Here is a 22,304-nt window from a genome sequence, read left to right as displayed (position 1 = left end):
TAATCCATGTATGAGTCATATGCGACCATATGGTGAAAAAAAGCAATAAAGAAAAACAGCTTTATAAATGATAAAATCAGTTTTAATTATAGGTATTGTTGCAATAGGATGCGCAAGCATAGCCTTTGCCCAAACAATTTCTCCGTTTGCTGATAAGCCTGCGGATTCTTATTCCAATTATACTGATATAAATGGCAAGCCTGGGTTGATATTATGGGGTTCATTAAAGCCAAATGATTTTGGCTCAAGGAATGTACTGCTTGACCAAACAAATGTCCGTAAGTTGCGGCAAGTGCCTGCACCCGGCATCCATCCCCGTGTATATTTTGGGCCAGAAGATTTGCCCGACATAAGGAAGAACCTGAAAGAAACAAAATGCGGGCAAGAAGCTTGGAAAAATATCCTTTCATGGACAGAAATGATGAAAGGCAAATACGATGATAAAGACTTTTATGCACAGCCCGATGTAATTAAAGGCGAGTTTGGTGGGCTACACGGCAAAATGCCCTTATGGAGGCTAGGTGTACCAAGGGTAAAGGGGGAAGAGTACAACCATAATTCGCTGGCTTTGGAATATTACAATAAGCTTGCTGACGGTTCCGCTAGAAGTTTCCCTCCATATTACTGGAGTGTTTTTTCGCTCGAGGGTTTTCGTTGTTTGATAGATAACGATGGGTTAGCAGCACAAAAACTTGCAAAAGTTGTAGTTACGGCTTTAAAGGTTGATGTTGCCAAAAGGGATTCATTGAGGGCTGCAAATAATATTACAAAACCAATTGAGCAGCCAGTAGGAACATATCAATTGGCATTTACATACGACTTTATTTTCAATTGGTTAACGCCCGAGCAAAAGAAAATTATACATGATGAGTTGGCACAAACTACTTGGTCGCATGATAATTACGGCACATTCAATACAGCCGAAGGCTCGCGCAGCAACTGGGCTTCTTTTTCTAATTGGTTGTTTGAAGTGCTGGCTATTGAAGGGGAGCCAGGTTTTAACGAACTGAAAGTAAAAGGGATGTACCGTGGCTGGCGCAATTTATTGAACTATGGCTGGTTCAAGTCTGGTGCAACTTATGAGGGCGAAGCCAAAAATCAGCTGGGCATGGATGGCATCATTGCATTTGCCAAACGCTTAAAAATGTACGGGTTCGAGGATATTTCCGGCCATCCTTACTTACAGGCTTATGCCAACCATTTTTTGCCCCATAGTGTCATCCCCACACAAGATGGCTTGGTGAAATATGATTTACTCGGCGGTAGCCATGCAAAAGAAGCAGGTTTCACCTCTTGCGATTTGCTGGGATTAAAATATATGTTTCCAAATGATAAAAAAATAGACTGGGTATATCGTACCGTAGTTGGGGAAGATTATAGTAATATACCCGTGAGGCCAGATGGCTTTGGCTACTACAATGGCTTATTGTTTTATGCCATTTTTGCCACTGACTTTGATGTAACTAATAGCAACCCTGCTAAGCTTGGCTTAGGCAATACCTTTTTTTGTGGCGAGCGTGCCTTGATGATGACAAGGAGCAGTTGGGATACCAAAGATGCCCTGATGCTGAACATGCACACACGCCAAGCAAACGGTGGCCACCCCTCTTCGGATAGGAATGCGATAATGCTGGCAGGTGCAGGCAGGGTTTGGTCGCCAGTGCAGGGCATTCATGCCTTTGATAATTTTAAGCAAAGCGTTGTAGTGATTGACAAGCAGCCACAAGTAGAATATACCCCTGCCACAATGGTTGATTTTAAAGATGAGGCTTTCTTCACATTTGCAACTGGTGATGCAAAATATGCCTGGGATTGGAACTGGAAGGAATATGATTATAAAAGGGGCTTATATACAGCCGAAGATGTAAGGGGCAATAAAATACCACTACCCAAAGGGTGGGAACTGGAAAACCATTCCATTAATTATTTTAGCTATACCAAGCTGCCTTATGCGTATTTGAATGTGCCTAAAAGTGAATCACCACATTGGATATTTCCGGATGGAGCCATAAAGCCAGTAATGAGGCAGGTTAACTATCCTGTTAAAAAGGCATTCAGGACTGCTGGCATTATCCGTTCCTCAAAGCCTTATGCATTGGTAGTAGATGATATTTCAAAAGATGAAAATACCCATCATTTTGATTGGATATTAACCTTGGAACATGATATTCAAATAGTGAAAATAGACAAGGCCAATGACAAGGAAATGGATATACTGCTTACTGGCAACGACCCTAAGCAATTAACAAGTTTTGGCAAAGATACCTTGGAAGGCATATTGGAGAAAGGTGCAAAAATACCAGAAAAGCAACCCATGTTATTAGTAAGGGTTTTAAATGCGGACAATGCAGGGCAGCCAGTTATACAAGAATGGCGAAGCAATATACCCAAAAGCAAGTACGGGCCAATTAGGAAGCTGATTATACCTGCAGATGCAGTTTCGCCAGCCTACAAGGTATTATTGTACCCTTATAGGAATGGGGATGAGTTGCCCAAAACCTCATGGGACAAAAGCCATACAAAGCTTACCGTTAAGTGGGTTAATGGCGAGGCACAAGTAATTGGTTTTGTTGAAAATGAAAGTGGCAGGACGGTATTGGATATTAAGAGCAAGAAGTAGCAATTTTATCCTAGTTTTCGATAGAGGTTAGTTCGGTTAAGCCACCCCCTCCCCGTCATTTCGACGATAGGAGAAATCTAACCGGGTATTAAATTTCCCGAAAGCTTTAAGCTTTCGGGAAATTGATGCAAGATTATTACAATTAGATTTCTCGTGCCTCGAAATGACGGGGATGCAGAAAGCGAATGGGTATGATGATTTAATGATGTATACGTTTTATAAATATAAATATGAAAAAATTATTGTTTGCTTTTTATGTACTTTCCGCCCAATACTTATCGGCACAAATACCCTTGCCCATCAGCAATTGGTTGGCTTCCAGCAATGGGCATATATCCGCTAGGATAAATCAATACAACAAGGAACAATACAATTTACTCATTAACCAAAATAAATTCCCCCTAGGCGGTGCAAAGCAGCAACAGGTTTTCCAGCAATCAAAGTGGGAGGTAAGCACCCTTGCAAACTTCGTTTTGGATAAGCCAGATGCTGTTGAATACAATGTAACGTTTAAGTGTACAAGTGGCCATGTGGATGTGGCAAGTGTATCCGTTGACATTGATTTTGATAAATGGAGCGAGAAAAATTATGTGCTGCTCCCTTCAGCCGCTTATAATGGCAACCGCTACGAGTGGCGGAGGCTGCGTTACTCCCCTAAGTTGTATGAAGTGCAGGATATTGGCATAGACAAGCCCATTATACTCACCGATGTGCCAAAACTAAACGGCAATGGCGCTGTTTCTAGGATACAGGAGCGCAGTGGCGATATGGCTGTGCCGAGTATTGGTTTTATTTCAGATACTGCAAAAACGGGCATTTGGCTATTGACCAAACAAGGCAACAGCCTGGGCGATTATGGGATGGACATTGCAGAGAGCAGGAACAGGGAAAAAGCAACTTTGTCCATCACTTCCCCCATTGTGCGGGAACAGTATCTATACAAGCAAAACGATGCCCACTACCCAAGCTGGGATATGCCCAAAGACTTTAAAACTGGCGATGAAGTAACCATCACTTTTAGGCTATACGGCTTTAAAGCCCCCGTAACAACGGCTATTTTTGACAAGTATGCAGCCATAAGAAAAGATTTCTCGGGCACTAACCTCCTGGCCAATGCCTTGCCTTATTCTGCCTGCATGGGAGTGCTAGAGCAAAAATTTAATGAAAAGAACTTTGTTCCCCAATATGGTTATTATTCTGTTGGCTTTCGCGAAAACTTCCTGCAGGACTGGCAGATTGGCTGGACAGGCGGCATGATTAGCACCTATCCACTCTTGTTTGCGGGCAATAAGCAAACACAGGAAAATGTATTGCGCAATTTCGACTGGCTGTTCCCCAATGGCATTAGTCCCTCTGGATTTTACTACGATGCGGGCAGAAAAGGCACAGAATGGCTGGGCGGCGACATTAGGAAACCCCATACCAAAAACTGGCACCTCATCCGCAAGAGCGGCGATGCGGTTTGGTATATTACCAAGCAATTTATGCTGATGGATAAAATGGGCATCCCCGTAAAACAATCTTGGAGCGATGGCAATAAAAAAGTATGCGATGTTTTTGTGAAATTATGGGACAAATACCACCAGATAGGGCAGTTTGTAGATAGCCAAACGGGGGATATTGTAGTGGGAGGCTCCAGCAGTGGGGGCATTGTGCCTGCTGCATTGGCATTGGCCTCGGCATATTACCAAGAACCCAAATATTTGCAAACGGCCATGGCTATTGCAGATTATTACAATACCAATTTTATCCAAAAAGGCATTAGCTGCGGTGGCCCCGGCGATGCAGTGCAGAATTTTGATTCTGAATCAATCGCAGGCTTGCTGGAAAGCTATGTATCACTTTACGAAGTTTCAGGCGATGGCAAATGGCTGCCCATTGCCGAGGATGCCGCCAAACAATTGGCCACATGGGTGGTTGGGTACAATTATCATTTTCCCGATACCTCGGCTTATGGCAGGGCTAGCATCCATTCTGCTGGCACGGTGTATGCCAACACGCAAAACAAACATGCATCGCCCGGCTTATGCACGGCTTCGGGGGTGGGGCTGCTAAAGCTGTTCCGTTATACGGGCAACCCATTTTACTTAGATTTATTGCAGGACATTGCTCATAACATCACCCAATATTTGCCTCACCCTAAAAAGCCTCTCGGAAACGCTACTAACGGCTATGTTAGCGAAAGGATAAACCTTGGCGATTGGGAGGGCGTTGAAAACATTGGCTATGTGTTGCCGCTTTCCACATGGGCTGAAACCTCGTTGATGCTTACCACCATTGAAGTGCCGGGCATATATATACAGAAAGACAAGGGTTTGGTAGTGGCTTTTGACAATGTGGCTACCAACATCGTGAAAGATACAAAAGAGGAGTTGGTTGTATCCGTAACCAATACCACGCCATTAGATGCGAGTATTTCGATAATGGAAGAAACCAGCAAAGCCGCAAAGCAGGTGATGGGGGAGAATAAGGTGCGTGATTTAAAGCGGATACAATTGAAGCCCGGCGAAACCACGACTATCATACTGAAAAAATAGGGTTTGCTGAACGGAACATAGACAAAGAACGGAGCAATCGTTGGAGACAACGGAACAACCGTTGGAGAGAACGGAAGAACCGGTGGCGAGAACGGAAGAACCGTTAGAGGGAATGGAACAACCGTTGGAGAGAACGGAAGAACCGTTGGAAGGAACGGAAGAACCGTTGGTGAGAACGGAAGAACCGTTGGAGAGAACGGAAGAACCGTTGGAAGGAACGGAACAACCGTTGGAAGGAACAGAACGGCCGTACCAAAGAACGGAGGAACCGTACACTAGAACGGAACGGCTGTACCAAAGAACGGAACAACCGTACACTATAACAGAACGACTGTACTAAAGAACGGAAGAACCGTACGCTAGAACGGAACGGCTGTACTAAAGAACTGTACTTAATGTGGTTTGCAACAAGCAAGTCCTGAAAAGGGTAGTCATTTTTTTAAATTGTACCAGGCACATTTGGGATAAGTTTCGTCATGGAAAGGCCTGCGGTGATCATTTTATAAAACGTTGGAGTTAACGGGCATTTTATTTTACCACTTTAATCATTTAATCATTGGCATGGCCATCAATATGAAAAGTATAACAAGGAAGCATACTTTTAAAATAGCACTCTGTATGGTTTTGGCCGTTTCGGCATTTGCATTTATACAAAAAGAAAAAAAGAAACCTACCCTTTGGCTAATTGGCGACTCCACCGTGGATGATGGTTCGGGGAGCAATGGTTTGTGGGGATGGGGCAAGTTCCTGCCTACTTTTTTTGACACAAACAGGATATCTATCCGCAATTATGCGCAGGGCGGCACCAGTACCAGGACTTTTCAAACAGGAGGCATTTGGGACAAAAAATTAAACAAGCGAGGTATGTGGGATACGGTGTATACCCATTTGGCAAAAGGCGATTACTTGATAATACAGTTTGGCTTGAACGACCAAGGGGCTGTTGCAGACAGCTTAAGGGCAAGGGGCACTTTAAAAGGGATAGGGGAAGATAGTTTGAAGATATACAATGCGGTAACCAAGCAAAACGAAACCGTGCACAGCTTTGGATGGTACATGCGACGTTTTATTAAGCTAGCAAAAGAGAAGGGTGTAACGGTTATTGTTTGCTCGTCCATACCCAAAAATGAATGGAAAGATGGCAAGCTACTAAGAGGTGAGATGGGTTTTGCAGGCTGGGCATTGCAGGTAGCGGCAGAAGAAAAAGTGCCTTCGATTGATTTAAACAACATGATTGCCGATGTATATGATGCCGAGGGTCAAGCTGCGGTTACTGAAAAATACCATATAGCCAAAGATCATACACATACCACCATGGCTGGTGCCACTTTAAATGCTTCCTTGGTAGCAAAAAGCATTCAAAACCTGAAGCATTGTAAGTTGAATAAATACTTAAAAGAAAAAGAATAAGGTTTGGGAAATGATGTTGATAAAAGCCTTTGCAGTCATGTGTTTAGTAATTAGAATCAGTCAAATCATTTAATCAAGGGTCTAAAATATACAATTATGAAACAATTACTTTTTGCGGCTATTGCCCTTTTTTCTTGTAGCGGGGCGTTTGCTACTGTAAAGCCCAATAGCCTTTTTACCGACAATATGGTGTTGCAGCGGGGTGTTGCAGTACCGGTTTGGGGCACTGCCAGCGATGGCGAAACAGTTACGGTAGAATTTGCCGGGCAAAAGCAAACTGTGGTAACTGCCAATGGCAAGTGGATGATTAAACTAAAACCCCTAAAAGAAGGAGGGCCTTTTACCATGACCATTGCTGGTAGCAATACCGTTTCTGTTAAGAATATTTTAGTGGGCGATGTGTTTTTGTGCAGTGGGCAAAGCAATATGGGTTTCCCGGTACGATCTATCAGGGCTATTGGCAATTATCCGAAAGTGAGCGAGGTGATTGCCGATGCGGCTAACTATCCTCTCATTCGCCAATATAGAGTTCCCTTGAAAAAGAGCGAGGATATTCCTGCGCCTATTGCTGATGCGGGTGGCAAATGGTTTGTTTGCGACACTACCACGGTTAAGGATTTTTCTGCCGTGGCTTACTTGTTTGCTAGGGAATTACAAAAGAAAATCAAAATCCCCATTGGTATTATCAATTCTTCCTACGGGGGTACTGCTTGCCAGAATTGGATTAGCAAAGACTCTTTAGAAGCCAACCCTACCTTAAAGCCAATATTGGATAATTATTACAAAGCCCTTGCAGAATTCCCCAGTAAGCTGGCTAAATACAAAGAAAATATTGAAAAAACAATGGCAAAGTACAGTGCCGATTCTGCCACGGCTGTAGTGGATAAAAAAGAAATGCCACGTAAACCTGCTGCACCACTTACCCCTGCTGAAAGAGGTGGCCCTAGTGGCTTGTACAATACCATGATTTTACCCTTGGCACCTTATGCCATCAAGGGTGCAGTGTGGTACCAAGGCGAAGCAAATGGAGGTCAAGGCATTCAATACCGCACTTTATTGCCTACCATGATTAACAATTGGAGGAGCTTGTGGGGCATTGGCGATTTTCCTTTTATGATTGTGCAGATACCAGGATGGAAGGGTCACCAGCCCGAATTGAGGGAAGCACAATTACTTACTTATCAGAAATTGCCCAATACTTCCATGACGGTGATTAACGATGCGGATGATACGTTGGACGTGCACCCTGGCAACAAGCAACCCGTGGGCGAGCGTTTGGCATTGGCAGCACAGGGGTTGGTTTACAAAGAAAAGATAGAGTTTATGGGCCCTATTTACCAATCAATGAAAGTGGTGGGGAATACTATAGAGATAAGTTTTACCCATATTGGCAAAGGATTGACAGCTAAAGACGGCGACTTGAAAGATTTTGTAATTGCTGAGTCCGACAAAAAATTTGTGCCGGCCAAGGCAGTTATCAAGGGCAACAAAGTAATTGTTTCAGCCGAAGGCATCAATAAACCCGAAGCGGTAAGGCTGGGCTGGAGATTATGCCCACAGGTTAATTTGTACAACGAAGAAGGTTTGCCCGCTAGCCCTTTTAGGACTGATGTAGCTAAATAAGGGCGTGGGTTAGAGTGCATGGTTATCAAACCCCAACTACCCTAAAAATTATTTGATATAAAAAAGATATTGCTAATGCTGAGAGTTATTTTGCTGGTTATATGTATAGCCACTGCCCTTCAATCGAAGGCACAGGCACTAAAAAAGCCGGATACCTATTGCAACCCAATGGATATTAGCTACCGCTTTAGGCCAGATACACCATCACGAAGAGAAGCGGCAGACCCAACGATTGTACTTTTTAAAAACAAGTATTTTCTTTTTGCTTCTAAATCGGGAGGTTACTGGGCATCAGACGATTTGAAAAGTTGGCAATTTTTAACCAATAATACCCTGCCTTGGGAGGCTTATGCCCCTACTGCCGTTGTGATTGGGGATGAATTATACTTTTTGGCTTCTGGCAGCACCATTTATAAAACCAGCGACCCTGTATTGGGTAATTGGGTGAAATGTGGCCAAATACCCATACATGTAATAGATCCTTGCCTGTTTCTGGACGATGACAAACGGCTTTATCTCTATTACGGGTCTTCCAGCAAAGAACCGCTCAAAGCCGTGGAGATAGATTATAACAATGGCTTCTCTTTTATTGGTACCCCAATACCCACCATTTATTCCAATGCAAAGGAGCATGGGTTTGAACATGGTGGCAACGAAAACACGGGCAACGGGAACCCTTATATGGAAGGCTCATGGATAAATAAGCACGATGGTAAATATTACCTTCAATATGCAGCCCCTGGCACACAATATAAAAGCTATGCAGATGGCGTGTATGAATCAACTAACCCTTTAGGCCCCTTTACTTATGCAACGCATAACCCATTTTCTTATAAGCCTAGTGGTTTTATTGCCGGGGCGGGTCATAGCAATACTTTCCAGGACAAATACGGCAATTACTGGCATGTTTCGACCATGGTTATTAGTGTGAAACATATATTCGAGAGGCGGCTTGGGCTTTTCCCCGCAGGGTTTGACAAGGATGGTATCATGCAAGTGTTCACAGGTTTTGGCGATTACCCTTTTCTTATCCCAGATAAAAAAATAGACAATGTGGAGGCATTGTTCAAAGGGTGGATGCTATTATCCTACAACAAGCCTGTTACCGTTTCTTCTACTTTAGATACCGTTAAATACAAACCTATATTTTCTGTAGATGAGGATATTAAAACCTATTGGAGTGCTTCTACTGGCAATAAGGGCGAGTGGCTGATGGTAGATTTACAAGGCAAGCCTACCATCAACGCAATGCAAATAAATTTTGCGGAGCAAGACACAAAAACGCTTGGCAGACCTGAAGTACAAGCTGGCTACCAATATGTGGTGGAGTATTCAAATGACAAGCAAAACTGGCATACAGTTATTGATCAATCAACAATCAATGAAGATCGAACTCACCCATATTTCCAGTTGCAAAAGCCAATAAAGGCTGCATACATAAGGGTAATGAATATTGCAACACCCGATGGAAAGTTTGCTATTTCAGGGCTTCGGGTATTTGGCAAAGCAAATGCCCCTTTGCCAAAAGCATTTACGGATTTTACAATAATCAGGCAACCAGAAGACAAGCATAGAGTTAAACTGTCTTGGGAAAAAGTGGATGGGGCAACTGGTTATAATGTGCGTTATGGAATAGCTAGTGATAAACTATACAGCAATTATATAGTAAATGGGAAAACTGCACTGGATATACGTTCTTTAAATACGAACAATAGCTATTGGTTTACAGTTGATGTATTTAATGAGGCGGGTGTATCGAAGCCCGGTAAAGTAGTAAAGGTTGAATAAGGCAGACTGCAATTCTTGTAAGAAGTGGATAAAAATTTTACGCTAATTAGAGATAGTCGGAGACCTAGCTGTTTCCCCCACTATATAATTGTTTTTTTTCTAAAAGGGAAGGTGTTTGCATAGTCTTTGTGTCCTTTAAGTAGAACATTCTTGTCATTTTAGTGAGCAAACTACTGAATTTCCTTGTGTTCTTTGTGTAAACCCTAGTGTTCCTTGTGGTTAAAATTTTTAAATATGCAGCTAAAAAATAAAATCCTGCCATTTGCCCTTTTGTTTTGCGTGTGCCAGTCATTTGCACAAGCAAAGCAACCTATTTGGCACACCCCAGAAACAGAATACCAGTTTAGCGTGTCGCTTCCCTTTACCCAACCAAATGGGAAAGACAAAAGCAGCACCAATTATTTGTGGGTGCCGCCGCAGTGCAGGCATATAAAAGCTGTTATTATTAGCAGCCAGAACGTGCTGGAGCAATGGCTTGACGAGCATCCGCTGATAAGGAAAACATGCAGGGAAAATGATATTGCCATACTATGGTCTTGCCCTGGCTTTTTTATTGACATAAAAGATAAGGCGAAGCAAGTAAACGGCAAAAACATCCAAACTATTTTGGATACACTGGCCGCCATTTCCGGCTATGGCGAGCTGGCAAGGGTGCCGTGGATAAGCATTGGGCATTCAGGTACTAACAACTTAGTTGGTGAATTGGTAAGCAACAACGCCAATAGAATATTGGCTGCGTTTAAAATGAAAGGTGGCCCAGGGTTTAATAACAATACTGGTGTACCCGTAATGTGCAATGCAGGCGAATATTTTGAATGGTCGCAGCACAAGGAGGACTTGATTCACCCTTTTGATACCATCAAGAATTACCAAGGCGTATTAAAAGACAGAAAAGAAAAACAGCAACCGCTTTCTTATTTTTTTTCGCCCAACACAGGGCATTTTGAATGCAGCGAGGAGCTAACAAAGCTGGTGGCGGATTATATAGCCGAGGCAGTGAAAGCAAGGCTGGTGAAAGGAAATGATACTTTGTTAGTGCCTGTTGACTTAAACAAAGGTTGGGTAGCGGGCTTGCCTTTGCCAGGCGGCTTGCCGATGCAACCGAAAATGTATAAAGATGCCGTAGGTGATGAAAGAAACTACCCTTGGTATTTTACTAGGCAGCTGGCGGCAGATGCCATTGCGCTTGCCACGGCTGATTTTAAAAGAAAGCCGCAAATAGCTGGTTTTGCTAACAACGATGGCACTCCTGCTGGCTTTTACAAGGGCATTGTTTGGCCAATACCGTTTATAACTGGCGAGGATGGGCTAACCTTTACGCTAAACCCTGTTTTCCTTACTGCTATACCAGACACGTTCAAGTTTGCGGGTACGCCTTTAGGGCATGGCAAAAACGAACCGCATGTAATATTGCTTTGTGGCAACGCCAAGCATATTACTGGCAACACGTTCAGGCTTGCCCCTGAAAGGAGTTATAAAGCGGGATCTACCTATTTCATCGTTAAAACTGAAGGGGACGAAGAGTACCGAACTTGTATAGAGCCGGGACAATTGGTATTAACACCAAATGAAAAAGGGGAGAAGCAAACGATTGATTTTGCTTCTATAAAAGATGTGCCTGTATCAACAAAAAAACTGTTATTGAAGGCATCTGCTTCTTCGGGTATGCCTGTCTCTTTTTTTGTAAAAAGCGGTCCTGCAAACGTGGAAGGCAACCAGTTGATTTTCTCCAGCTTGCCATTGGGTGCCAAGTTCCCAGTAAAAGTTATGGTGGTTGCGTATCAATGGGGCAGGAGCATTAGCCCCGAAGTGCAAACAGCCCCTTTTGTAGAGCGTAGTTTTTTAATTTATAAATGATTTTGGTTTTTGCCACGAAGACTCAAAGGCTCAAAGTGGCACGAGGAATAAAAAAGAAGGGGCTAATTTTTTTCAGGTGCAGGTGAGTGTAAAACTTTCATTCTATAGTAGTTTTCCATCCACTATGGGGGAATTTTTGGGCATTTATGGGGGCATATTTCCCCCATATAGGATTGTCTTTTTGCTCATCTCCTAAATCAATCCCAACTTTGCAGTGTATAGCCCCTTTTTTTGGTTAACACAGTCCCTGCTGTTACCCTTACCTTGATTTGTTGACCCGTTGTGCTTATTCTTAATTATATATAAAAAATCATAATGAACTACATTCAAACTCAAAACACAAAAAAAACCTCACTTTTTACGCACAAAATGCGCATAAAATAGGCATAAAATAAGCATAAAATAGGCATAAAATAAGCATAAAATAGGCATAAAATAAGCATAAAATAGGCAGAAAATAAGCATAAAATACGCACTTTTCACGCACAAAACATGCATCTTTAAAAACATAAAAACACTGTATTTCAATGAGTTATGATGCAGGAATATCTGAAAATTAAATTCGAGGGTGTCAAAAGCCAGCAAAGCCAGTACCCTTTAAACTTCTTTTTTATGCTTGATGTTGTAAATAATAACATGATTTTTATATGAAAAAACAATTTTTGATATTATTGCTGGCAAGCACCATAGGTGTAATAATTATTTCTTGTGTAAGAAAAGCCAATGCTAATAATGTACAATTGCCTAACAAAGCCACCGATACCATTACCTTAAAAGAACTACTGCTGCCCCAGCTAGCTATGCAGGAATTGGTGTACAAGCAAACAAAAGACACCACGCTTAAAATCTATTATACCAAGCCAGCAGGTGCAAAGCCAGGGAAAAAATACCCTGCTGTAGTGTGGATACACGGCGGGGGATGGACTGCTGGCACGGCAGAAACTTTTTTCCCCCATGCCAAGTACTTTGCTTTCAGGGGTACAGTAGGTATTAGCATAGAATACAGGCTGGTGAAATATGGTGGCTCTAGCCTTGCGGATTGTTTTACAGACTGTAAATCGGCCATCCGCTACATACGGGAACATGCTGCTGAATTGAACATAGACCCTGATAAAATAATAGTGATGGGCGATTCGGCAGGTGGGCATTTAGCTGCCGCCCTTGGCACCATAGATGGCTTTGACGATGCTGCGGATAACTTGGGCTTTAGTGCCAAGCCCAATGCAATGGTATTATTCAACCCAGGAGTGGACATGACTTTGCCGCCCCATGTGATAACCGTAATCAAAAACAGGGTCGTTGTTAGCAAAGACATGAACCAAAACTTGGCTTTGCTTACAGATGATGACAAGAAAATGATGCGTTCTTTGTCCCCAGTGTTCAACGTGCATCCACACCAGCCTCCTACCTTGGTGCTGCATGGGCTAGACGATAAAGTAATACTGCCCGAGCAATCTATCCGCTTTGCTGATTCCATGAAAGCTGCTGGCAACAATTGCCAGATAATATTACTGGAAAAAACACGTCACGCTTTTGTAGTTCCCAAATACACAGCTTCAGAGGCAACGGTTGTAAATGCCATTACCGAAGCTGATTTATTTTTAATTAAGCTAGGATATTTAAAAGGGCAACCCCAACTTAGGGTTTCTAAAGATGGGGCTTGGCAAGCGAAAAAGTGATTAAAAACCTTAATTTTGGTTGTTAATGGCTCATTGGGTTAGCTTTTTGCACCATTTGGTAAAGCCATATCTTTACATTCTTAGTTATTTTACATTTTTGAACGCCTAACGAATCCATATAATGGGACTTGCTTTTATTTTGCTGCCATCATCAAAAATCCGAATTGCCATTGTTGGTATATTCATGTCTGTATTTTGCGGAGTATCCGTATTTTCACAAAAAAATACTGTTGCTTTGCAATCCCCGCTAGAGGTAATAGAATTGGTGGGCAACAAGCTAATTAAAGAAACCCCATTCAAATACCAGCTATCAGTAGCATCTCCAAGCAAAACGTTCAGTGGCATCCAAGTTATAGATTTTGGCAGGACATTTGGGTTGAAACAACCTGCCGTAGCCTATGCAGTTACTACTCTTAATGCACCCGAGGCAATGGATTTTACCATGCAGCTTGAACACAATGATGGCTGCAAAATTTGGCTAAATAATGCTTTGGTTTATGAAAAAAGCGGTGAAAGGCCTATTAACTTGAAATACGAGGAAAGAGGGGTACAAATGAGCAACGAGTGCAAGCTCTCCTTGAAAAAAGGTAAAAACATTTTGTTGGTTAAGTCTGAAACTGCTGGCAAGGAATGGAAAGTATATATGCAACCGCCTAGTACAAAGGGGGCTATTTTAAACAAAACTATTGTTTATCCTGGAATTGGGTTGGCAGGCATGAAATATATTGAAAAGTCATTGGTTAATGTTTCTAATTGGTTAGTGGTAGGACCTTTTAAAAACGAGGGCAATACAGGTTTAAATGAGGTTTTTCCTCCAGAGAAAGAAATTGTGTTTGGCTATATGTACCAAGGTATTGACGAGCCCATTACTTGGACGATACCTAAAGTAGAAGTTTTAGGTGGCATGATTAACCCCAAGAAATGGGGGACAAGCTATAACTGGAACTACCACAATGGGGGCATGGCTTGGGCCATGGAAAAGCTGGCAGAACTGTCAGGCGAAAAAAAGTACAAGGATTATGCTGTTAATTTCTGCGACTTCCATTTGAACGGGATACCATTTGTGAACTACCAGGTAAAAACATTGAATGCCGATAGCTCTGCCAACAAGGAAATTTTGGGTGTGCCATTGCTTGATTTTACATTGGCCCCATCCCTGCCATTGGTTTACCGCTTGCAAAAAGATGCTGCTTTCCCTAACAAAGCAGCTTACCAGCAATTTGTAGATAAGATGATTAACTATGCCGTGAATGAACAATTGCGTATGCCTGGCAGCAATATATTTACAAGGCTAACCCCTCAGAAATATACCACTTGGGTAGATGATATGTTCATGGGCATTCCATTTTTGGTGCAAGCATCTATTTATACGCAGGATGCAACACTAAAAAAGAAACTGTTGGACGATGCGGCCAACCAAGTAATCAATTTTAGTACCCAAGTTTGGGACAGCAACGCCAATTTGTACCGCCACGCTAAGTTTTCTGACAGCAACAACCTGATGCCGCATTGGAGCCGTGCTAATGGCTGGGGTATATGGGCAACTTCTGAAGTATTGATGAACTTGCCAAAAAACCATCCGCAATACAAGTCAATACTCGACCACTACCGCAAGCATGTTTCTGCTTTGGTGAAGCTGCAAAATGCCAATGGCTTTTGGTACAATGTATTGGATAGGCCAGACTCGAAAGAGGAAGTGTCTGGCACAGCTATTTTTACAATGGCCATTGCAAGGGGCGTGAACAATGGCTGGCTAGATGCCGATACCTACAAACCCGTAGTAATGAAAGCCTGGAATGCCTTGAAAACGAAAATAGATATGGACGGCACCGTACATGATATTTGCATGGGTACGATGTGTTCCGACGATGTGAATTATTATATCAACCGCCCTTATTTTGACGATGACACGCATGGGTTATTTGCCGTGATGTTTGCCGGTATTGAAGTAGAAAATTTAGTTAAAGGCAAAGATTTGAATAAAATGGCTGCCAAATAGAAGATTTGCAATCACCAATATAAGGTCAGCAATCATCAATAGAATGCCTGCTTTTTTAAACTAATTACTGATTTGAAGCAGCAAACAATATAAATCAATACTGGAAATTCCGAAAAGTTACAGTTATTGAGTATCGTATAAAATTAGCTTGTGTATATAAAATGAAATAGTTATGAGTCAACGAATTATAATCTCTTTGACACATTAGAAACATTTGTTGCAACATATAACATTACAATACCCTTTTGTAAACAACAATTTCGCAATTTTGCGCACCGTATATAAATAGCTTCCAGATGAATAGCAGAAAGAGTAACTATTGCTGTAGTACACACGTCCGTGAATTGTTAAAGGTTTTCCTTTTTTCCTCACTTTTAATGATTGGATTTGTTTGCCAGTCTATCGCCCAAGAGCCTAGAAAGACACAAAAGATAACGGGTACTGTCACCAATTCTGATAAGTCGCCATTAGTAGGTGCTGGCATAAAGATAAAAAACAGAACCATAGGTACTACAACCGATGAAAATGGCAAGTTTAGCATTAATGCAGCACTTACCGATACATTGATTGTTACTTATGTAAACTACATTAACCAAAGTATAAGGATTAATAATAGAACTAACGTTGATATTGTAATGATGGACGCTGCTAACAGCATGAATGAAGTGATAGTAATTGGTTATGGTAGTTTGAAACGTAAAGAGCTAACAGGAGTTGTAGGAAAGGTAAATATGGATGATGTGAGAAAAGCCCCTGTAACATCATTTGACCAAGCTTTGGCTGGAAGAATTGCAGGTGTTACAGTATCTACAAATGATGGCCAACCTGGAGCTGGTTCTCAAATTTCTATCAGAGGTACTAGTGCAGGGCAGGATGTTTCTCCATTGTATGTAGTAGATGGGTTTCCTATAGAAAATATGGACATCAATTCTATCAACACAAACGACATTGAGTCTATTGATATATTGAAAGATGCTTCTTCAATAGCCATCTACGGTTCTCGTGGGGCGAATGGGGTAATTATCATTACAACCAAAAAGGGTAAAGCGCAGCCTACAAGAATTAGCTATAACGTTTTTGATGGTATTCAAACGCAAACTAAACATATAAAATTACTTAGCCCTTATGAATTTGTAAAGCTTCAACTTGATATTGATAGTGCTTACGGAAATACTTCACCTATAGGTTATAGGCGTTATATCGATACTGCCAATGGAATAGACCTTAATTATTATAAGAGCGTAAATGGATATGATTGGCAAAAGATGCTTTTGCAAACAGGCCTATTACAGACTCATAACTTAAGTATCATAGGAGGGAATACCGATTTGAAATATGCTATAAACGGGTCTTACACTAACCAAAAGGGGATAATTATTAATACTGGTTTAAAAAAGTACGATGGGAAATTTTCAATAGATAATAAGTTTAGTGATAATATTAAATATGGATTCAGCCTAAATTATTCAAATACAACCAGTTTTGGTACAATACCAACTAGTGGTGCTACTGGTGGAGTAGTTTCTAATATGTGGGCTTTCAGGCCAGTTGACATTATTGGTGGCACATTGTTAGATGCTCAATTAATTGATAGTAGCCAAATAAATGGCAGTTCTTTTACTCCTGACAATTTGGTTAATCCATTCCAACAAGCAACTAATGAATACAGGAAGAACATAACAAAGACTACCACTTTTAATAGCTATTTGGAATATAAGATTAACCAAGACCTACAACTTAGAGTTACTGCTGGTACTTCTAATACTGCTTTAATTGCTGAAACTTTTTATAATACAAAAACAAAGGAGGGATTATTAATAAAAAACACCAATGGAACACTTTACAATATAAACGGGATAAATGGTAGCGTAAATAATGTCAATAATAATACCTATCTGCTGAATGCCTTAATGTCTTACAGAAATGTGAGGGACAGGGGCCATATTCTCGATGCAGTTATGGGTGTTGACTATTCTTATGGCAAAGCAACTGCCAATGGCTATACTTCTATACTTATTCCACAAGGATTGGAAGGATTGGGGATTAACAGCTTGGGCGGAGGAACTGTGTCTAAGTTTGGATATAGCCCTTCGCAAAATCAATTATATTCTGTTTTGGGTAGAATAAACTATTCTCTTTTAGAGAGATATATTTTTACAGTAACTGGTCGCGAAGATGGTTCTTCTAAGTTTGCACCAGGAAAACAATGGGGCTTTTTCCCTTCTGGGGCTTTTGCTTGGCATTTTACAAACGAAAGTTTTATGCGCAGAGGGGGTATGAGTAAAATTGCCACATTAACAAGACTATATGACGGAAAGCTTAGAGTCAGTTATGGGTTCGTAGGAAATAATAGAGTAGGGGATTATAGCTATCTTTATCAAAACGCTACAGGAACTGGTTCTGGATACCCAGTAAATAATGTAAATACATCTGGTACAATTCCTTATTTCATTGGTAATCCTACTTTAACGTGGGAAACAACTGGTCAACTAGACATTGGCACAACCTTGAGCTTTTTAGGAGATAAGATATTAATTGATATGGATTACTATGATAAACGAACTACTAATAGCTTATTAGCAGTACCATTATCTTCAATTTCGGGTTACAATGTTGGCAATGTATTACAATATCAAAATGCAGGTATTATTCGGAATCGTGGGTTCGAATTTACAATGACAACTACTAACATCCAAAAAAAGAAGTTTACTTGGATTACCTCTTTCAATATTGCATTTAACAGAAATAAGATTATTAGTTTTTATAATGGAGTAGATACTAAACTTACCCCATCAGCTTGGGTTGCAAAGGTTGGCTATCCTATTTCTCAATTCTTTGGATACAAATGGGCGGGTGTATATCAATACACTGATTTCAATAAGTTAGCAAATGGTAATTATGTATTAAAGAACGGGATTCCTACTTATGGAAACAATGCTGTGGTACAACCAGGTGATCCTAAATATGCAGATTTGAATGGTGATGGAGTTGTAACTGAAGGTGACAGAACGATAATTGGAAGTCCATTGCCTATTCACACAGGTGGGTTGTCAAATAACTTTAAATATGGCAATTTCGATTTAGGAATTTTCTTTCAATGGAGTTATGGTAATCAAGTGCTAAATCAAAATAAAATGGTTTTCGATTATAGTGGTAACTTCTATACTAATTCCAATCAGTTTGCTGACTATGTAAATAGATGGTCTCCTACAAATCCAACTAATGACATTCCAAGAGCAACAAATAAAATTGGTGGACAAGATCCTGATGGAATTACCAGAGAATCCTCTCGATTGATTGAGGATGCTTCTTACCTTAGATTCAAAACAATTAGTTTAAAATACAGTGTACCTTTTAAAACTATAAATAAGTATAAGCTGTCTTCACTAGCTTTTTATATATCTGCACAAAACATTTTTACTATTACAAAGTATTCAGGTCAAGACCCAGAAGTATCAACCTATCGAGCAGCTAATCCATCAAATGTACCTTCAGGAATTACCGGGGGAAATGCAACTGGTGGAGCAGGTTATTCTTATGTTCAGCCTAGTTCAGGTACGCCTGCTTTGGCTCAAGGGTATGATTTAACAGCTTATCCAAGAGGCAGAACTTATGTAATAGGTGCATTAATTTCTTTTTAATTTATTAATAATCATTTAGTATGAAAAATACATTCAAAATAGCAATATTTATTATTTTACTAACTGTTTCATTATCGGCATGCAAAAAGGATATTAGCCTCAATCCTTACAATTTTACAACCACAGACCAAACCAATGCTGCAATGTTGAATAATCAGATTGCTGGCGTTTATAATGTTCTGGAAGCAAGTGAATTGTATGGATGGGGTTTGTGGGGTTATTTTGCAGCAGGTAATGATGAAGGTTTTAATATTAGTGCTGGAGGTACCACTTCCCAAGCTTTAACCGAGTCATTTAGGTCTTCGAGTATTGATGTAAGTTACCTTAACCTTTGGAAAGATTTATACCAAGGGGTTGAAAGGGCAAATATCATTCTAGATGTTATAAATCAACCCGTAATGGACTCTACGGCCAGAGCAAGAATTAAAGGACAGGCCTTATTTTTACGGGCTTATTATTTTTACTTATTGGTTAACAACTTTGGAGATGTACCTTATAAAAACATACCCACTTCCAAAATGGGTACAAATTTCAATTTGCCTGAAACACCAAGCAAAGCAATTTATGACTCTATCATAAAAGATATGTCTGCTGCTGATAGCTTAGTTGCAAACATTTTTGAAGTCCAAACGACTACTGTTGTAACAAAATCTGCAGTAGAAGCTATTTTGGCAAGGGTGTGTATCACAGCGGCTGGTTATCCAGTAAATGGCGGAGTGCCCTACTACACACTTGCTAATAAATGGGCAATAAAATTGATAAAAAGAAATGTTCATTCTCTAAACAATCAATCTCATCCACTATACCCTAGCACCCCAGCTTATGCAAGGGTATTTATTAATAATATGCAAAATAATTTTACAGATAATAATTTAAGTGAGGGTATTTGGGATGCTGCTTTTCTATCTAATGGTGTTGGATCTTACGCTTCTTTAGGTTATCCTGTATCGCAGCAATTAGGTGCAATACTTGGTATTCCTTGCGGCGGTTTACCAAAGTGTACTTCTGTTTATCGCCCTTATCCAACCTTGTACAATTTATATGCACCAGGTGATACAAGAAGAGATTGGGTTATGGGTAATTATAAATTGGATGCAACTGGTCTAACTCAATTAAATAATATTGTAATTACTTCTAAATATGGTTTTGGTGTTGCGGCTAATGCAAATGTTGATCCCGTTACTGGAACGGTACTTTCAATTTCAGTAACTAATGGGGGTATTGCCTATCATTCAACACCAGCAGCAGATACCCCTTCCATTAATCTTACTGCAAGTTTTCCGCTAAAAGGAACTAATTTTAGTTACCATATTGTCATCAATTCAAATGGTTCAATTACTGCAATAAATGTGATTAATGGAGGGTCTGGGTATCTTTCAATATACGATAGAACTGTGGCCAAATGGAGGCGCCAATATGAATTGAATACTATTAAAAATACGGCTTACACTTCTAGTAACTTTCCAATAATTAGATATGCCGATGTGTTATTAATGGCTGCTGAGTCAGATATCCAGGTTAATGGAGGCGTAGCTTCAAGTGCTGGTATTTATTACTATAATCAGGTTAAACGTCGTGCTTTTGGATATGATCCATTATCCGTTTCTCCAGTTGATGTTTCAAATCTTACAATGGACAGCATTAAAGTTGAAAGAAGTAGAGAATTATGTTTTGAAGGAGTTAGAAGAAGTGATTTAAAGCGTTGGGGATTGAGTGGAATGATTAATACCATTTCAAATGTACTTTCTTCGGTTTCTAATGCTCCCTCTACATATTCAACCTCAGCAAGATTGCCATCACAAAATTTTTTACTTAATCCAAAAAAATATGTTTTGTTTCCAATTCCAGCCAATGAACTAACATTAGAGACTGGTCTATCTCAAAACCCAGGTTGGTAATTATATCATTTAATATTAAGAGCTTTAGATATGAATAAGTTAAGTAGTTGTTTTGCCTTAATTGTGGCATCTTTTATTATAAGTACAATTGCATGTAAGAAAATAGCTGACCCATTATCATTGGGAGCCTTTAATGTTTCGATTACTAATCAGGCGAACAAAATAAATGATACATTTATTTATGCTATAAATGATACTGCTGTTTTTTTTATCAACGAAAAAATAGATAATTTGCTTTTCTATAGTGGTCAACCAGGGATGAATATTAATTATCGTAACCGCTATTATGGAAAAGGCATTAATATCCTAAAGTTTCAAGATTCTGCCTCTCAAAGGACTATAAACAACATTGGGGATAGCCTTCATCTTTTTGTACTTACCAATCTAAAAAGCTATGATTCTACAGGAATAGCTAATGCTACTAAATTCGATATCACTAATTTAGTACAATGGCCTACATCAATTTCCACAGGTTGGGTATTTTCGGGAAATATTGATTTATCTCCATTTAATAAGTATGATACTGTTTATATCGCCTTTCAAGCTTTAGGCCATAAAAGTACTTTAACAGCTCAACGTAAATTTTTAATTCAAAACTTTACTTTAAGTAATTTGCAATTGCCAGACAGTGCTTTTACACCACTTTTTTTTCCCTCTTATTCTTCACCTCAAAGTTTAACAAGTGATACTTTGCCAAATTTTTCTTACACGGGTTGGGCTCAGGTTGATATGAAAAAAAGCCGTTATGATACAACTCCTAGTAAAATATCTACTAATTATGGTGCTTGGAACATAGCAGATTTTGGATACACTAATCTTACTACTCCTTATGTTTACAACGGGAAAAATAGTAATTCTAGCGGTGTAGTTATTACAACTAACTATCCTTTAGTATTCGACCCGGGTAATAATTCAAAAACAAACAAGATAGATTATGAAGGTTGGGTAATTACTTCTCCAGTTAACTTAAATACTGTACGTCACGATTTTCCAACTGCGATTCTTAAAGATGCATCCAATACAGTATCAAAAGGCTTTAGGTTTTTAAATTCAAATGGTGGTTATGCTGCCTATTCACTTCCATTAGATTCCACTTCTTTTGTTTCTGGTAAAACGTATGATATGGCATTTGTGGCTCAAAATCTTAATGTTGATTTAAAGAATGAAGTCATAAAACACGTTTATATAAAGTTAAAATAAGCTGATGAACGATTTTAGCAGCTATGGGAATAATTTTAATAGTTGGGTTAGG

The 22,304-nt window shown here is 40.1% G+C and carries 11 protein-coding genes; all 11 read left to right on the top strand.

The annotated features are described in order from the left end of the window. Window positions 1-67: 67 nt before the first annotated feature. The 11 genes from ACHFIY_RS02920 to ACHFIY_RS02870 all read left to right on the top strand — a co-directional run bounded on the left by ACHFIY_RS02920 (window position 68) and on the right by ACHFIY_RS02870 (window position 22,252). Window positions 68-2,620, top strand: a complete 2,553-nt coding sequence (locus ACHFIY_RS02920; protein WP_410844555.1) for a hypothetical protein — start codon at window positions 68-70, stop codon at window positions 2,618-2,620. Window positions 2,621-2,850: 230 nt separating this feature from the next. Continuing rightward, entirely contained in the window at window positions 2,851-5,157 is a 2,307-nt protein-coding gene (locus ACHFIY_RS02915) for a glycoside hydrolase family protein (RefSeq protein ID WP_410844554.1), read from the top strand. Window positions 5,158-5,775: 618 nt separating this feature from the next. Beyond that, window positions 5,776-6,567, top strand: coding sequence for a rhamnogalacturonan acetylesterase (locus ACHFIY_RS02910; RefSeq protein WP_410844553.1), 792 nt, complete (start codon window positions 5,776-5,778; stop codon window positions 6,565-6,567). A gap of 96 nt (window positions 6,568-6,663) precedes the next feature. Continuing rightward, the gene (locus ACHFIY_RS02905) at window positions 6,664-8,190 is read left to right on the top strand and encodes a sialate O-acetylesterase (protein ID WP_410844552.1); all 1,527 of its coding nucleotides are present in this window, start codon (window positions 6,664-6,666) and stop codon (window positions 8,188-8,190) included. Between the two features lie 75 nt (window positions 8,191-8,265). Next, entirely contained in the window at window positions 8,266-9,978 is a 1,713-nt protein-coding gene (locus ACHFIY_RS02900) for a family 43 glycosylhydrolase (RefSeq protein WP_410844551.1), read from the top strand. A 234-nt stretch (window positions 9,979-10,212) separates the two neighbouring features. Continuing rightward, window positions 10,213-11,835, top strand: coding sequence for a hypothetical protein (locus ACHFIY_RS02895; protein WP_410844550.1), 1,623 nt, complete (start codon window positions 10,213-10,215; stop codon window positions 11,833-11,835). Between the two features lie 647 nt (window positions 11,836-12,482). Then, complete coding sequence (locus ACHFIY_RS02890) at window positions 12,483-13,514, top strand: alpha/beta hydrolase (protein WP_410844549.1); 1,032 nt, start codon at window positions 12,483-12,485, stop codon at window positions 13,512-13,514. 235 nt (window positions 13,515-13,749) lie between these two features. Beyond that, entirely contained in the window at window positions 13,750-15,513 is a 1,764-nt protein-coding gene (locus tag ACHFIY_RS02885; protein WP_410844548.1) for a glycoside hydrolase family 88/105 protein, read from the top strand. 377 nt (window positions 15,514-15,890) lie between these two features. Then, window positions 15,891-19,154, top strand: coding sequence for a SusC/RagA family TonB-linked outer membrane protein (locus ACHFIY_RS02880; RefSeq protein ID WP_410844547.1), 3,264 nt, complete (start codon window positions 15,891-15,893; stop codon window positions 19,152-19,154). Window positions 19,155-19,174: 20 nt separating this feature from the next. After that, window positions 19,175-21,052, top strand: coding sequence for a RagB/SusD family nutrient uptake outer membrane protein (locus ACHFIY_RS02875; protein ID WP_410844546.1), 1,878 nt, complete (start codon window positions 19,175-19,177; stop codon window positions 21,050-21,052). 30 nt (window positions 21,053-21,082) lie between these two features. Continuing rightward, on the top strand, window positions 21,083-22,252 hold the full coding sequence (locus ACHFIY_RS02870; protein WP_410844545.1) for a DUF5017 domain-containing protein: 1,170 nt from the start codon (window positions 21,083-21,085) through the stop codon (window positions 22,250-22,252). The last annotated feature ends 52 nt before the right edge of the window (window positions 22,253-22,304 follow it).

Source organism: Parasediminibacterium schistidii (assembly GCF_046546515.1).
Taxonomy (GTDB): Bacteria; Bacteroidota; Bacteroidia; order Chitinophagales; family Chitinophagaceae; genus Parasediminibacterium.
The sequence above is the reverse complement of the archived record's forward strand: the minus strand, read 5'-3'. Positions and strand labels throughout refer to the sequence as shown.

Bases quoted from the DNA above. Each gene is read 5' to 3' on its own strand.
- ACHFIY_RS02920 (WP_410844555.1), top strand. From the start codon at position 68: ATGATAAAATCAGTTTTAATTATAGGTATTGTTGCAATAGGATGCGCA.
- ACHFIY_RS02915 (WP_410844554.1), top strand. From the start codon at position 2,851: ATGAAAAAATTATTGTTTGCTTTTTATGTACTTTCCGCCCAATACTTA.
- ACHFIY_RS02910 (WP_410844553.1), top strand. From the start codon at position 5,776: ATGGTTTTGGCCGTTTCGGCATTTGCATTTATACAAAAAGAAAAAAAG.
- ACHFIY_RS02905 (WP_410844552.1), top strand. From the start codon at position 6,664: ATGAAACAATTACTTTTTGCGGCTATTGCCCTTTTTTCTTGTAGCGGG.
- ACHFIY_RS02900 (WP_410844551.1), top strand. From the start codon at position 8,266: ATGCTGAGAGTTATTTTGCTGGTTATATGTATAGCCACTGCCCTTCAA.
- ACHFIY_RS02895 (WP_410844550.1), top strand. From the start codon at position 10,213: ATGCAGCTAAAAAATAAAATCCTGCCATTTGCCCTTTTGTTTTGCGTG.
- ACHFIY_RS02890 (WP_410844549.1), top strand. From the start codon at position 12,483: ATGAAAAAACAATTTTTGATATTATTGCTGGCAAGCACCATAGGTGTA.
- ACHFIY_RS02880 (WP_410844547.1), top strand. From the start codon at position 15,891: ATGATTGGATTTGTTTGCCAGTCTATCGCCCAAGAGCCTAGAAAGACA.
- ACHFIY_RS02875 (WP_410844546.1), top strand. From the start codon at position 19,175: ATGAAAAATACATTCAAAATAGCAATATTTATTATTTTACTAACTGTT.
- ACHFIY_RS02870 (WP_410844545.1), top strand. From the start codon at position 21,083: ATGAATAAGTTAAGTAGTTGTTTTGCCTTAATTGTGGCATCTTTTATT.